We start from the raw sequence: 13,343 nt of genomic DNA, 5'->3' as shown, positions 1-13,343 counted from the left end.
CTACTCCCCCTAAAGTGACCTTTAAAGTTTTAGTACTCGGTCTAGTTGCTCACGTAGTTGCGTTTCCCCGGGGATTTTGGCGACGGCGGCGCGCGAGGCTGCTTCTAAGCTTTCGCGCCGCTTAGGGTCGCTGATTACGGCGACGACGGCGTCGGCTAGCGGACCTGCCTGGGGCTCTACCAACTGACCGCAGCCGGCCAAAGTGTAGGCGCTGCCGCCAACATCGGTGGCCACAATAGCGCGGCCCGCTTGCATAGCTTCACGCAGGGTCAGCGGCTGACCTTCCCAGTAGGAGGTTTGCACCACCACATCAGCTTGGGACAGCAGAGCGCCAATGTCTTCACGGCGCCCCAGCAGCTTGACGGGTAGGGCGGCGGCGGCAATTTGCTGGTTTAACTGCGCCTTAAGGGGGCCGTCTCCCGCCACTAGCCAGGTGAAGTCAATGCCGCGTTGTTTGATTAGGGCGGCTGCTTCTAGCAGCAGGTCTAAGCCTTTTTGGGGGGCCAGGCGGGCAATGGTAAGCACGCACGGGGTAGCGCCAGAGCCGGCCGCAGAGCTGGCGCCATAACTAGAACCGGCGCCAACACCAGAGCCAGTGCCAACACCAGAGCCAGTGCCAACACCAGAGCCGGCGTGCGAACTCTGCGCACTGGCCTGGCTGATTTCTGACTGGGCGGCGCGATCCATGCAGCCGCAGTCCGCGCAGCCGCGCGCCGGGGCGGGCACAACCGCGATTTCCCCTGCCTTAAGGCCTAGCTGTTTAGCTTTTTCAAGTAGATCGGGGCTGACGGTGAGCACATAGTCAGCGCCCTTAACCACCACTAGTTGCAGGACCTGGCCCACCAGGCGGGTGGGGGCTGAGCCTACTGGCAAGTTATGTAGGGTCACCACCACGCGCGGGCGCTTGGCGGCAGGTAGACGCTTAACAGCTAGCACCGCTAAAGCTCCGGCGCGCAGGCCGTGGGCGTGAATTACCTGCGCGGTAGCAGCCAGCTGTTTTAGTTGGCGCAGCGCTTTTAAGTCAGCTCCTGAGGGGCGGGCGCCAATATCGATTTGGTAGGTGCGCAGGCAAGCACCGCTCACAGCGTCGTCGGCCGGCGAGATGACGTTACTAGGTCCCGCTAGCAAAACCTGATGGCCGTCTTTAGCCAGTAGCTGGGACACCTGGCGGATGTGTGCACGCACTCCCCCGGCGGCCTGGGCGCTTAACTCTAAAACGCGCGTCATGCTCACTCCTGCTCAGTTTTGGCCAGCGCTTTACGTGAGCGCAGCACTTTAATGCTTTGGGGCACCAAACGGACCCCACCTAGGGCGATAACGCCAGCTACGGCTAAAGCCAAAGCTAACAAGCCCACTATTCCTAGCGCACTAGTGGGGTCAAGTAGCTGTGCTAGCGCTAATGCCGGCGCGCTCACTACCAGATACAAAGCCACTATTTTCAAGCTGGGCACCAAGGCTCTAGCCCCTACCCGGCGCGCCAATACCAGCGCTAACGCCACCCCAGCCAGGCTCATACCAGCTGAGGAGGCAGCGCCCAGATATACCAGCACCGCTGCGCCTTTAGCGTTAGCACTAAACATCCAACTAGCGCCGGCTACCACCAACCAACCCAGGCAAGTAGCCAGGGCGGCGCTACGGGCGGCGTCGAGCACATAAAGCACCCGGGTGAGTTGATAAATCAGGGCATAACCCACCAGGCCCGGAGCGAAAGCCACCAGTGCGGCCCCCATATAGTCCACCGTGGTGATCAGCCCAAATACCTGCTGGGCCACCGGCGCTCCCAGCATTAAAGCCCCTGCCCCCACGCAGGCCGCCAAAGTAACCAAAGCTGTGGAGTTAGCGATTAGATCCTTTGTCTCACGTGAAACATGCTTACTCGCCAAACGGGCTGCCAGCTGCGGATATACCACCGTGGCCAGGGGTACGGCGAGCACTGCATAGGGCAAAACGTAGATAGCCTGGGTGTACTGGTAGATAGCGATCGTACCGGCGCTGCCGTAACGACGCGCCACTGCCACTACCGTTAGCACACTTATCTGCTGGGCAATCAGGGCCGCAATCCCCGCCCCCGCCAGTGAGCGCAGCTGGGTGAAAGTGCCCGCAGGCAGGCGCAGGCGCGCACGCAGCCCCAGCCCCAGGCGATGCACCGGCCACAGCAGTGGCAAACTCAGCGCGGCCACGCCAGCGGTTGTACCCCACCCCAGGACAAGCACTGCCTGAGCATAGTGACCTGCATCTATAAGCAAGCCATAGATGCCATAGGTGAGCATCACGACCAGGCTGGAAAAAATCGGGGCCAGCGCCGGCCAGGTGAAACGGTTGTAAGCCTGCAGCACGCCGGTGAGCACCACACCCAAGCCGTAAAGCGGGATTTGCAGGGCAAACATGCGCAAAAACGCCACCACTAGCTGGTGGCTGCCACCCCAGTAGGTGATTGCGGCCTTATCGGCACCCATGCGAGTGTCACTGGTGACCAGCAGCTGCGCCAGGGGCTCAGCAAATAGCGCCATTAGCAGCGCTAGGGGCACCAGCACTGCCAGGGTTAAACCCAGCAGGCCACTAGCAGTCTCACGCACCTTTTCACGTTGACCGTGGGCAATAGCGCCGGCTAGCAGGGGCACTACCGTGCCGGCCAGGGCTCCACCGACCACCACCTCGTAAAACACGTTGGGGATCTGGTTGGCGGAGCTGTAGGCCCCCGCCATGGCGCCAGAGCCAACCGTGGCGGCCTGCACTACCCAGCGCAAAAATCCCAGCAGTCGCGAGGCTAAGGTGAAGGTGCCTACCTGGCCTGCTTTAGCCCCCAGGGAGGCGCCGGTCTTAGCGCCTTGAGTAGCTGAAATCTCGCCCTGCTGGGCGCCACTAGGTTTTTGGGCGCCACTAGGTTTTACAGCGGGCGACGCCATAGCTGGTCAAGCCAGTTCAGGGCCGGGTTGGCGGCAATCACCTTAGAAAATGAAACTTTCTCAGAAGCCAGAATCAAAGCCACCACGCCCAGGGCTGCCCCCAGACGCAATTTCCAGGAGTCATTGGCTGCCAGGGAGGTGCCCAGCAGGGCGCCGGCAGCGTTGGCGCCGGTGTCTCCCAGCATGGTGGTTTCTTGCAGGTCTTCCACCAGGGCAGTGATAGCGGCGGCGTTAAGCCCGCTAGCCAGCAAACGCTGGGCGCTAGCCCCTGAGGCTGAAGCCGGCGCGGCTGGCGTGGCCGACGCCGCCCCTGACGCCGACGCCGTCGCTGACGTAACTGACGCCTCCCAGGCCGGGGCCTTTGCGGCGGCGGCGCTGAAGTAGCTTAGCGGCGTAGCCACCAGCACTGTGGCTTTAAGGGCCCGCCCTGGACGCAGATCCAACAGGTTCGCCAGGTTAGCGGTGCCAGCAATCAGCACCGTGTTTAGCACCAGGTCCGCTACTTTCCCGCCCACGCTGGTGGCCTTAGACCCCACCAGGGCGCTGGCCGCGAGCGCGCTAGCGCCAATTCCAGCAATTTTGATTACGCCGGTGGTTACCTGCCCGTGGGCTAGGGCGCCTAGGTGGCCTTTGAGGCCTTTAGCTACCTTGCCGCCGTCGTGGGCGCCTTGATCGACGTCGTCGATATAGCCGGCCAGGCCCCCACCCAAGGAAGCTACTACCCCACCCAGGGCGGCGCGGGGCTGGTCGCTGAGCGCGCTGGCCACGGCGGCACTAGCCACGCTGGCACCGGCCATGGCTACGCCTCCGCGTAGGCTCACGGTGGCGCCGTGGAAGTTAGTGCGCTCCCATTGGCTGGCTTTAATGTGTTTGCGGCGCAGCACATAGCCAAGGCCGGCGCATACCCCGATGCCGGCGACCACTACGGGTAGCTGACGGGGGCTGATACTAAGGCGCATAGGGTTAGCTCCTGTTTTACTTGGCTGCTACTTGGCCACGCCGGGCATGAGGGCGTCGGCGTTAGCGGCGAAACCGTAGGCAGCTTTGGTGGCTGCCTTGGCGTTGGCCAGGGCCAGGGCGGAGGTAACTGCGGCGGGTGCTGAGCCCACACTGTCCACGGTGGTTAGGGTGGTGCCGGCGCTGCGGGCGGCTGAAACTAGATCTGTGTCGCTGCTAGCGGCGCCCTCCAGTACGGTGGGGGCCACGGAGCTGACGCCACGCAGAGCGGTGAGCCAGTTGGTGTTTTGGGTTGCAATCTCAGAGGAGTTGACGCTCTTGGGGTCAGCCGAGCGCGGGCCTACCACCACAATGCGTCCAGCGGCGCCGTCCTTGCTTTCCACCTTGATCAGGGGGTTTTCGGAGGCGGTGAGTAGATCCTGCAGGTTTGAGCCCTGGGATTCGGGGCTGGTTAGGGCTACGGCTAGGCCCTGGCCCAGTAGTTCGTTGCCGCTGGCGGCTTTAACGGTGCCGGGCAGGTAGCTGGCGAACTGGGCGGCGTAGGTGGAGCGGAAAGTTTCGCGGCTCTTGCTCACCCAGGCGTCGGTTAGGCTCACGCGGGCGCTGATGGTGGCGCCGGCGTTGGTCAGGGCGCTTACGGTAGCGTCGACGTCGTCGCTATTGGCTCCCGGTAGGCTCACCACAGCTACTCGCTGACCGGACAAAGACCCTGCCAGTAGGGTCTTGGAGCTGGCGCTAATGTAGCTGTCGCGGTCGTTGACGGCTTTCTGGGTGGTTTCCAGGTTACGCGAGAGGCTATTGCGGTCTGCACGTAGCTGGGTGACCTGGTCAGATAGCGCACTGCCGAGCGTGCCCTGCAAGGGACCGGCCCCCAACACCACGCCGACGGCTAGCGCCATGAACACCGCGATCAAAGAAACTAGGTGGTAGCGAAAGTCAATCATGGCAGTAGTCCTTAAATATTGGGGGTGGTGGGGCGTAGGCCAACCCATGAGCGCACGGTATCAACCATGTCATCAATACCGGCTGCCAACAGCCCTAATAGGGTCTGACCGGCAGGTGTAGCGTATAGCGCCGCAAAGATGGCTAGTAGTCCAGCTAGCGCAAGCAACATGATTTGCCAGTTAGAGACGCGAGTGTGGTAGATCTGCGAGACGCCCTTGGCGTCAATTAGTTTGGAGCCTACCTTAAGGCGGGTTAGGAAGGTGGAGCTCATACCTTCACGGCCCTTGTCTAAAAATTCCAGCAAGGTTACGTGGGTGCCCACCGCTACGATCAGCTGGGCGCCGCCAGAATCAGCGATCAGCATGGCGATGTCTTCGCTGGTGCCGGTGGCGGCAAAGACGGTGTGTTCTACCCCTAGCTCTTCTACTCGGGCCAGGCCGGGGGCGCGCCCGTCACGGTAGGCGTGCACGATAATCTCGGCGCCGCTCTTTAGGGCTTTGTCGGAAACTGAGTCCATATCCCCAACTACCAGGTCGGGTTTGAAACCAATTTCCATAACCGCGTCAGCGCCGCCGTCTACACCAATGATGATGGGGCGATATTCGCGAATGTAGGAGCGTAGCGCCTTTAGGTCTTCTTTGTAGCTGTAGCCACGCACCACTACCAGCACATGTTTGCCAGAGAAGTTGGTGCGTAGCTCAGGCATACCCACGTCGTTTAGCAGCAGGTCACGTTCCTGCTTCATATAGTCCATGGTGTTGGCGGCGAAAGCTTCCAGCTGATGCGATAAGCCCTGGCGGGCTTGGTCCATCAGCTGGGCTACGCTTTCCTTGGTTTGCAGCGTGCCCTGGGCGATTAGCTTGCCGGATTTGGAGAAAACCTGGCCGTCTTGTTCAATACGTACCTGGCTACCCTCATGCAGGGTCATGATGTCTGGGCCTAGGCCGTCAATTAACACAATACCGTTGTCGAGCAGCACGTCTGGGCCTAGGTTGGGGTAACGCCCCGACACTGACGGTGAGGCGTTAAGAACTGCCCGCACCTGGCATTCCACCAGGGCTTCGGCGGCTACCCGGTCTAGGTCGCCGTGGTCGATGACGGCAATTTCGCCCGGTTGCAGGCGTTTGGTTAGATTTTTGGTGCGCGTATCTACCCGCACTCGAGCCTGCGATAGGTCTGCGGTGGACGCTGCATTTTTACGGAAGGGTAGCTTCACAGTTTCGATTGTGCCATGTTCGCTTGTTCAAGTAACTCCTCGGCGTGGCGTAAGGCCGTTTGTGAGTCACTTTGTCCTGATAGCATTCGCGCCAGTTCACGCACCCGCTCGGGTCCCTCTACGGTCTCGACGGCGGTGGTTGTGGCTTCATTACTGGCTTGACCCACCTGTTTGACTACAACCAGTTGGGTTTGAGCCCAGGCGGCCACTTGCGCTAGGTGAGTAACCACAATCACCTGATGGTGACGGGCTAGGGCGGCTAGGCGGCGGCCGATTTCTACAGCGGCGCGCCCACCAACGCCGGCGTCAATCTCGTCAAAGACGAAGGTGTGGCGTTTGGTGGCGGTGTGCTGCGCCAGAACCACTTCCAGGGCCAGCATGATGCGGCTTAGTTCACCGCCACTGGCGCCTTTTTCTAGCGGTAGCGCCGCCGCACCTGGGTGAGCGCGTAGCAGTAGCTCTACTTCTTCCATGCCGGTAGGGCCGGGCTGTTCTAGCGGGTTAAGCCTCACTTGCAGCTTAGCCCCACGCATCATTAAACCCTCCAGCTCGGCGCTGACCTGTTGGCTTAACAGCTTGGCGAGTTTGGTGCGGGCTTGGCTTAGGCGTTTGGCAACAGCTTTTAGTTCTTTGCCGGTGCGCTCAACTTCAGCTGCTAGTTCTGTTTCGCGATCTAGCGGCCCATCTAGTTGGGCTAGACGGGCGGCGGAGTGCTGGCCAAAAGCTAGTAGCTCATCAACATTGGTAAATACTTGGCCCAGCCCGCCGATTTCTAGGCAGCCGCGCCGTAGCTGTTCGCGCCGCTCATGTACCCAGGCTAGGCGGTCAGGGTCGGCGTCTAGGTCAGATAGGTAGTCGGTTAGCTCCATGGCTAGGTCACTGGTCAGCGCCGCCACTTCGTTAAGTCGGGGCATTAGGGCAGCTAGGCGCGGGTCGTGGTCGGCAGCGTTTTCTAGGGCGCGGCGTGCCACAGAAACTAACGCGATAACGTTAGCGACGTCGTCGTTAAGCTCATCTCCACTAATGGCACTAGCGGCCTCAGCGGCCCCACTACGCAGCAGGTCTAGGTTTTCTAGGCGGCCGGCTTCTTCGGCTAGGGCCTGGTCCTCCCCCGGCTTGGGGTCTAGGGCTTCTAGTTGTTCAAGGGCGTGGCGCAGGCCAGCAATTTCGCCTTCGCGCGCCAAGGCCTGTTCACGCCAGGTTTCTAGATCTTGGCGGGCCTGATTCCAAGCCCGGTAGCAGGTGCTGTATTGGCGGCATAGTTGCTCGTGTTCGCTACCTCCGACGGCGTCCAGGGCGCGGCGTTGGGCGGCGGCAGTGCGCAGGCGCAGCTGGTCAGCTTGCCCGTGGATAGACACTAAACGACTACCCACCTGGCCAAGCACTGAGGCGGGTACGGCCCGGCCCCCTAGGTGTGCGCGCGAGCGGCCAGTTGCGGGCACCACCCGGGAGGCTAGCAGCAGGTCGTCTTCAATTTCGCAGCCGGCTTCTTGGGCGATTTGGATGCATTTGGCGTCTTCTTCTAAAGCAAAGGCTCCCTCAACCACGCAGCGCTGGGTGCCTGCGCGCACAATCGCCGGGTCAGCTTTGCTTCCCAACAGTAGTTTCAGGGAGGTGAGCACCATGGTTTTACCGGCACCAGTTTCACCGGTTAGGGCGGTTAGTCCCGGACCTAACGGCAGCTCAGCTTGGGCGATAACACCAAGGTTTTCTATGGAAATAGTTTCAATCATTAATGACTCTTAGATTCACGCCAGCCGCGTACGGGCAGCTCGAATTTAGCTACCAGACGCGCCGAGAAGGGCATCTGGCCAATACGGATCAGTTTCACTGGGCGCTGCGCCACACTCACACTCACTGTTGAGCCAGCCGGAGCCGGTATGGAACGGCGTCCGTCGCACCAGATTTCACAAGGATAATCGCCGCACCACTGTACCTGCACTTCCAGGCGTGAATGCGGACCAATTACTAGGGGCCGGGTAAACAGCGCATGGGCAGCCACCGGCACCACCAGCATGGCTTGGGTGTCTGGCCACATCACCGGCCCGCCACAGCTAAAAGCGTAGGCGGTTGAGCCGGTAGGGGTGGCAGTAATCAGGCCGTCACAGCCAAATGAGGAGACGGCGTGACCATCAATACCTAAAGAAATTTCGGCCATATGCGCCCGGTCGCGACGCTCCAAGGCTGCCTCATTAAGGGCCCAGCCGTGGCTGATGTCCCCGTTGGGTTGGCGCACAGATACTGCCAGGGTCATGCGTGGCTCTACCGTGTAGTCACCTTCAGATAGAGATTCAATGGCGTCAAGCATTTCAGCGGGCTCAGCTTGAGCCAAGAAACCTACGTGACCCGTGTTAATACCCAGCAGCGGAATATCGTATTCGCGCGCAATCTCGGCGGCAGACAAGATAGTGCCGTCGCCGCCCAGCACCACAATGGCTTGGGCCTGTTTAGCTTGGCTGCGTTTGCGCAGCACCTGCACCCCATGTTTAACCAAAGCCTTAGAGACAGTGTCTAGCTGCGAGCTAGAGGGTTCACGCGGGCTGCGAATAGTTGATGGGGGTAGGGCTCGATTCATTTCGAGCACCAAAACTCTACGCGGTGAGGTTGTGCGCGCAGCGGCCAAAATCTTCCTCCCCTATCTTGGCTTAGCGGCGAAGTTTAGCCTTCGCGCCTTTTCCAGCCGGACCTGAAATTATGGCTGCTTCTATCTCAGCTTGTAAGTCATCGGCGGTCAAGGAGCTTTCAGCGCCAGCGTGCATATACAGGAAGTACTCGACGTTTCCGGCTGGCCCGGGCAGGGGTGAGGGAGCCACGGCCTCAATGCTTAAACCTAGCTCTAACGCGCAGGTGGCCACCTTGGTGATGGCCTGGGCGTGTAGGCGCACGTCACGCACCACCCCACCATGTCCGATAAGTTCTTTACCTACCTCAAACTGGGGCTTAACCATTAGCAGGAAGTCAGCGGCGGCGGCGGCCACTGCCACCAGTGCCGGCAGTACCAGGGTCAGGGAGATAAAAGACAGATCCGAAACCACCAGGGTGGGGGCAGGAGTGATATCCCCGGCTGCCAGGGTGCGCACATTGGTACGGTCCATGACGTTTACGCGCGGATCGCTTTGTAGCGACCAGGCCAGCTGCCCATAGCCCACGTCAGCGGCGGTAACCCGGGCCGCCCCACGCCGCAGCAAAACGTCAGTAAAGCCCCCGGTGGAGGCGCCCGCATCAAGGCATTGGCGCCCGGCAACCGTGGCCTCAATCCCGCGCTGGGCCAGAATGTCTAGGGCGCCAGCTAGTTTGTGGGCGCCACGCGAAACATAGTTAGGCCCCTGGTCTTGGCTTACCAAAATGGCTTGTGCCGGGTTGACCTGCCGGGCGGGTTTGGTAACTACCTGACCGTCAACTTTCACTTTGCCATCACTGATAAGCGCGGCAGCCTGGTTACGTGAAGGTGCTAGCTGGCGGCGTACCAGCTCGGTGTCTAAGCGGGTCAGCCTAGCCATTAACGCGCTTCTGCAACCGTGATATCTGGCAGGTTGCTTAGGGTTTGGCCCTGATCAGCCAGGTCCCAGGCGGCCACGGCGGCGGCCCGGTAGGCGTTTAGGCTCAAAGTTACGCTCTGGCCGCCCAGCTCAACGTTTTTACCGTCAAAGCTTAGGGTTACGGCGCCGTTTTCTACCTTGGCGACGGCGTCACCCACCAGCCAGCCGTCGTCGACGCGTTGGGGCGCCGGCGCAGGCTCAAGCAAACCGCGCAGGTCAGTGTGCAGGAAGGTGGGCCGGTACTGGGGCGGGGCTAGCAGCACGTCGCGCGCGCTGGCCACACCGGTAAGTACGTGCAGCGAGGGTAGTGAGGATTGGCGTGCTCCGGCGTGGTCGGTGTTTAGCCGGTCGCCTACCGCGATGGCTTTGCCACCGCCTGAGCGGGCAATGGCGCGCGTGTAGATACCAGCAAAAGGCTTACCGGCAGCTAGCGGCTGGCGTTCGGTGGCGTGCACTACTGCGGCCACTAGCGAGCCGTTACCTAGCGCAAAGCCGCGCTCGGTGGGCAAGGTGGAGTCCAGGTTGGTGGCCACGTGCAGGGCCCCGTTGGTGATGGCGTAGGCGGCTTCACTCATGGCCGCCCAGTCAACACTGGGGTCATAGCCCTGTACCACTGCCACCGGGTTATCTAGGGCGCTGCGGGTGGTGGTGTAACCGGCCTCAGTTAGGGCCTGCTCCACCCCGGCACCACCGACTACCAGCACGGTTGCGGGGGCCGGCACGTGCTCAGCTAGCAGCGCCACCGCGTCCATGGCGGCGGTGTAGATCTGCTGCTCATCTGCCTCAATGCCAAAGCCGGCAAGTTTAGCTACCACCTGGGCGGGGGTGCGTGAGGCGTTGTTGGTGACGAAGCAGGTGCGTAGCCCCTGGCCTTTGGCGGCCATGACTGAGTCAGCGGCGTGTACAACCGGGTCGGCGCCGGAGTAGCACACCCCGTCTAGGTCCAGCAGGGCAAGTTCAAATTCTTCAACTAGCGGCTTGGTGGTGCCCAGCAGGGTGGCGCTCATTTGCTACGTCCTTCGATTACGTCCTCTACCTCGGCGGCAATAGGGTCGACGTCGTCGCCTTCAGCGTTGCCAGCTGCTTCAGCTGCCTCGGGCTCGCTCTCCTCAGCAGTAGCGTCCTCATCCGCCCCGTCCTGGACGGTGTCTACGACGTCGTCGGTCTCACCACCCACAGCAGAGTCCGCACTCTCGCTATCCGCAGCGGCGCCATCTGCATCCTCGGCGCCGTCAGCACCCTCGATGCCGTCAGCAGCGGCGTCGTCGGCAGCGGCGCCGTCGGCGGAACCCTCCTGGCGGGCGGCCTCTAGCTCCTCAGCCTCACGACGACGCTCAGCAGCCTCAGCCTGGCTCTGCTCTTCTAGCTGGCGAGCAATTTCAGCCAGTTCGGGGGCAGATTCTTCCTCAATGTCGTATAGCTCAACTTCGGGCTCTTCGGGCACGTAAATGCGCTCACGAATAGCCTCGGCTTCACGCACCCGGCCTAGGTCTTCTAGGCGGTCAGCGCGCACGGAGTGCAGGCGACGCAGGATCTCAGTGTCCTTGGGAGCCTTACGAATGGCGTCCTCAATGGTGATCAGGGCCAGCTCGTCATTGCCCTGGTCGTGGTAAATGCCGGTGACCACGATGGCCAGCTCAGCGCGTTCGTCATCTTCCAGGTCTAGCTGTAGGGCGTTCTGGGCTGAGCGCAATGCGGCGTCAGGGCGGCCCAGGGCGCGTTCACAGTCAACTTCCATGGCGCGGTACATGGTGTCCATGCCGCTGAGGCGACGGGCCGCGCGCAGTTCACGCAGCGCCTCTGAATACAGCCCGGCCACGTAGGCGGCGATACCGGCAGCTTCACGCACAATAGCGATACGGCCAGCGTGCGAGGCGGCGTAGCGGGCGTGGGCGTAAGCCACTTCCGGATCGGTGTCTAGCAGACGCTGGGTCATCACGAGGTGACGGGCAATGTTTTCGGCGTTGAGGCGGCTAAGCGCACGCAGCGCCATACGGGCGGGGCTTTCTAGGTCCTTGGCGCTAACGTCTTCAGGCAACTCCGGCTCGGGCACACGGTTACGCTGGGGCGGACGCGAGTTGCGGCGTTCTCCGCGCAGGCGGTCACGGTCAAAGCGGCCGTTACGGCTGCCGCCACGGCCCTGGCCACGACGGAAATCGGAGCGTTCGCCGTCGCGGCGCGGACGCTCATCACGACGGTCTCCCTCACGACGAGGGCGATCTTCGCGACGCTCACCTTCGTGCCAGTTACGCTCATCACGGCGCTCACCATCACGACGACGCTCGTGACCGCGCTCTTCCCAGCCACGCTCGTCGCGGCGGGGACGATCGCCCCAATTGCGCTCTTCACGGCGGCCTTCTTCACGGCGCGGGCGATCTTCGCGGCGCTCACCATCACGACGACGGTCCCCATCACGCCAGCTGCGGCCTTCGCGACGCTCACCATCACGCGAATCGCGCCAGTTACGGCCCCCGTCACGGCGTTCCCCTTCGCGGCGGGAACGCTCATCGCGGCGCTCACCCTCATGCCAGTTACGGCCGCCCTCGTGACGGTCTCCGTAGCGAGAGTTGGATCGTTCGCCATAACGCTCACCGTCATGACGACGGTCGCGGCTGTGCTCGTCATTGTTGCGGTAGTGTCCGCGCTGGCCTTCGCTACGGTAGTCACGTGCCCCAGAACGGTTATGCGCCTCATCTCGACGACGTCGATCGCCACCGTGGCGGTCGCCGCCACGCCCCTGATTGCGGTTATCGCCGCCTGAACGAGAATCATCAAAGCGTTGCGCCATCAAAACCATCCTGTTTAGTTGAGAATATACGTATAAACCTAGTATCAAGTTTAGCCGGGTAGGTGCAGTTCTAGTATGTCTGGCATCTAACCGTAGGCGTGTCTTTGACTACCTTTACCGGTGTCTGCCTTCTTCTAAACGCACAAAAAATTTTGGGGGGCAACCCACCCCCCAAACACAACCCCACCACACAAACACAAAAAAAGCGGTGGGGGCTCGAAACACAAACAAAAAAAGTGGTGGGGGTGCCAACCCCGAAGGATCAACACCCCCACCACCATAAGGAAACGGTTGGCAGCGCCCTACTCTCCCACAACCCACCAGTTGCAGTACCATCAGCGCAGAAAGGCTTAACTTCCAGGTTCGGAAAGGATACTGGGTGTAACCCCCTCGCTAAAACCACCAACACAACCAAACAAGCAACACCCCAACAAAAAGGGCGAAACCCAAGTCAGTGAAACAATTATCCACTTAACAACCCAACCCACAAACCCATTAAGGATTCGAGGCCGTGTTGGTCGTGAACCGCACAGTGGACGCAAACACCATCAAACAAACACCAACCAAAGCTGATGCAACAAGTTATTGTTAGTAATCGGTCAATTAGTACTAGTAAGCTGGTCACCTTACAATGTCTACACTCCTAGCCTATCAACCCGGTAATCTACCGGGAACCTCCCCCCAAAAAACAGGGACGGAAACCTAATCTCGAAGCTAGTTTCCCGCTTAGATGCTTTCAGCGGTTACCCATCCCGAACGTAGCAAACCAGCCATACCCCTGGCAGGATAACTGGCACACCAGAGGTTCGTCCGTCCCGGTCCTCTCGTACTAGGGACAGCCCTTCTCAAGTTTTCCAACGCGCGCAGAGGATAGGGACCGAACTGTCTCACGACGTTCTAAAACCCAGCTCGCGTACCGCTTTAATGGGCGAACAGCCCAACCTTGGGACCTGCTCCAGCCCCAGGATGCGACGAGCCGACATCGAGGTGCC

The 13,343-nt window shown here is 61.0% G+C and carries 10 protein-coding genes and 2 rRNA genes; all 12 read right to left on the bottom strand.

The window, feature by feature from the left end; all coding sequences use genetic code 11:
- Positions 1–21: 21 nt before the first annotated feature.
- Positions 22–1,227: a glycosyltransferase gene (locus HMPREF0045_RS00060; RefSeq protein WP_005984309.1), complete on the bottom strand. Its 1,206-nt coding sequence runs from the start codon at positions 1,225–1,227 to the stop codon at positions 22–24.
- Positions 1,228–1,229: 2 nt separating this feature from the next.
- Positions 1,230–2,906, bottom strand: a complete 1,677-nt coding sequence (murJ, locus tag HMPREF0045_RS00055; RefSeq protein ID WP_005984308.1) for a murein biosynthesis integral membrane protein MurJ — start codon at positions 2,904–2,906, stop codon at positions 1,230–1,232.
- Positions 2,888–3,865 (bottom strand): hypothetical protein, encoded by a 978-nt coding sequence (locus HMPREF0045_RS00050; protein WP_005984307.1) that lies wholly within the window; start codon positions 3,863–3,865, stop codon positions 2,888–2,890. Before HMPREF0045_RS00050 ends, murJ begins: the two co-directional genes overlap by 19 nt.
- Positions 3,866–3,892: 27 nt before the next feature.
- Positions 3,893–4,807, bottom strand: coding sequence for a copper transporter (locus HMPREF0045_RS00045; protein ID WP_005984306.1), 915 nt, complete (start codon positions 4,805–4,807; stop codon positions 3,893–3,895).
- An 11-nt stretch (positions 4,808–4,818) separates the two neighbouring features.
- Complete coding sequence (gene steA, locus HMPREF0045_RS00040; RefSeq protein ID WP_005984304.1) at positions 4,819–6,024, bottom strand: putative cytokinetic ring protein SteA; 1,206 nt, start codon at positions 6,022–6,024, stop codon at positions 4,819–4,821.
- A complete protein-coding gene (gene recN / locus HMPREF0045_RS00035; RefSeq protein ID WP_005984302.1) occupies positions 6,021–7,757 on the bottom strand; it encodes a DNA repair protein RecN in 1,737 nt (578 codons plus the stop codon). The genes steA and recN overlap by 4 nt, the downstream gene beginning before the upstream one ends.
- On the bottom strand, positions 7,757–8,599 hold the full coding sequence (locus HMPREF0045_RS00030) for an NAD kinase (RefSeq protein WP_050807401.1): 843 nt from the start codon (positions 8,597–8,599) through the stop codon (positions 7,757–7,759). The genes recN and HMPREF0045_RS00030 overlap by 1 nt, the downstream gene beginning before the upstream one ends.
- A gap of 70 nt (positions 8,600–8,669) precedes the next feature.
- Positions 8,670–9,524, bottom strand: a complete 855-nt coding sequence (locus tag HMPREF0045_RS00025) for a TlyA family RNA methyltransferase (RefSeq protein WP_005984299.1) — start codon at positions 9,522–9,524, stop codon at positions 8,670–8,672.
- Positions 9,524–10,570 (bottom strand): HAD-IIA family hydrolase, encoded by a 1,047-nt coding sequence (locus HMPREF0045_RS00020; protein WP_005984297.1) that lies wholly within the window; start codon positions 10,568–10,570, stop codon positions 9,524–9,526. Before HMPREF0045_RS00020 ends, HMPREF0045_RS00025 begins: the two co-directional genes overlap by 1 nt.
- On the bottom strand, positions 10,567–12,351 hold the full coding sequence (locus HMPREF0045_RS10300; protein WP_005984295.1) for a tetratricopeptide repeat protein: 1,785 nt from the start codon (positions 12,349–12,351) through the stop codon (positions 10,567–10,569). The genes HMPREF0045_RS00020 and HMPREF0045_RS10300 overlap by 4 nt, the downstream gene beginning before the upstream one ends.
- A gap of 289 nt (positions 12,352–12,640) precedes the next feature.
- Positions 12,641–12,758 (bottom strand): 5S ribosomal RNA (rrf, locus tag HMPREF0045_RS00010).
- A gap of 175 nt (positions 12,759–12,933) precedes the next feature.
- Positions 12,934–13,343 (bottom strand): 23S ribosomal RNA (locus HMPREF0045_RS00005); the annotation flags it as partial.

Source organism: Actinomyces graevenitzii C83 (assembly GCF_000239695.1).
GTDB classification, from domain to species: Bacteria; Actinomycetota; Actinomycetes; order Actinomycetales; family Actinomycetaceae; genus Actinomyces; species Actinomyces graevenitzii.
Note: the sequence above shows the minus strand (reverse complement) of the source record. Positions and strands in the feature narration are given on the sequence as shown.

What these genes read in the sequence shown, in the direction of transcription:
- HMPREF0045_RS00060 (WP_005984309.1), bottom strand. Translation starts at nt 1,227, where the DNA reads ATGACGCGCGTTTTAGAGTTAAGCGCCCAGGCCGCCGGGGGAGTGCGT.
- murJ (WP_005984308.1), bottom strand. Translation starts at nt 2,906, where the DNA reads ATGGCGTCGCCCGCTGTAAAACCTAGTGGCGCCCAAAAACCTAGTGGC.
- HMPREF0045_RS00050 (WP_005984307.1), bottom strand. Translation starts at nt 3,865, where the DNA reads ATGCGCCTTAGTATCAGCCCCCGTCAGCTACCCGTAGTGGTCGCCGGC.
- HMPREF0045_RS00045 (WP_005984306.1), bottom strand. Translation starts at nt 4,807, where the DNA reads ATGATTGACTTTCGCTACCACCTAGTTTCTTTGATCGCGGTGTTCATG.
- recN (WP_005984302.1), bottom strand. Translation starts at nt 7,757, where the DNA reads ATGATTGAAACTATTTCCATAGAAAACCTTGGTGTTATCGCCCAAGCT.
- HMPREF0045_RS00030 (WP_050807401.1), bottom strand. Translation starts at nt 8,599, where the DNA reads ATGAATCGAGCCCTACCCCCATCAACTATTCGCAGCCCGCGTGAACCC.
- HMPREF0045_RS00025 (WP_005984299.1), bottom strand. Translation starts at nt 9,524, where the DNA reads ATGGCTAGGCTGACCCGCTTAGACACCGAGCTGGTACGCCGCCAGCTA.
- HMPREF0045_RS00020 (WP_005984297.1), bottom strand. Translation starts at nt 10,570, where the DNA reads ATGAGCGCCACCCTGCTGGGCACCACCAAGCCGCTAGTTGAAGAATTT.
- HMPREF0045_RS10300 (WP_005984295.1), bottom strand. Translation starts at nt 12,351, where the DNA reads ATGGCGCAACGCTTTGATGATTCTCGTTCAGGCGGCGATAACCGCAAT.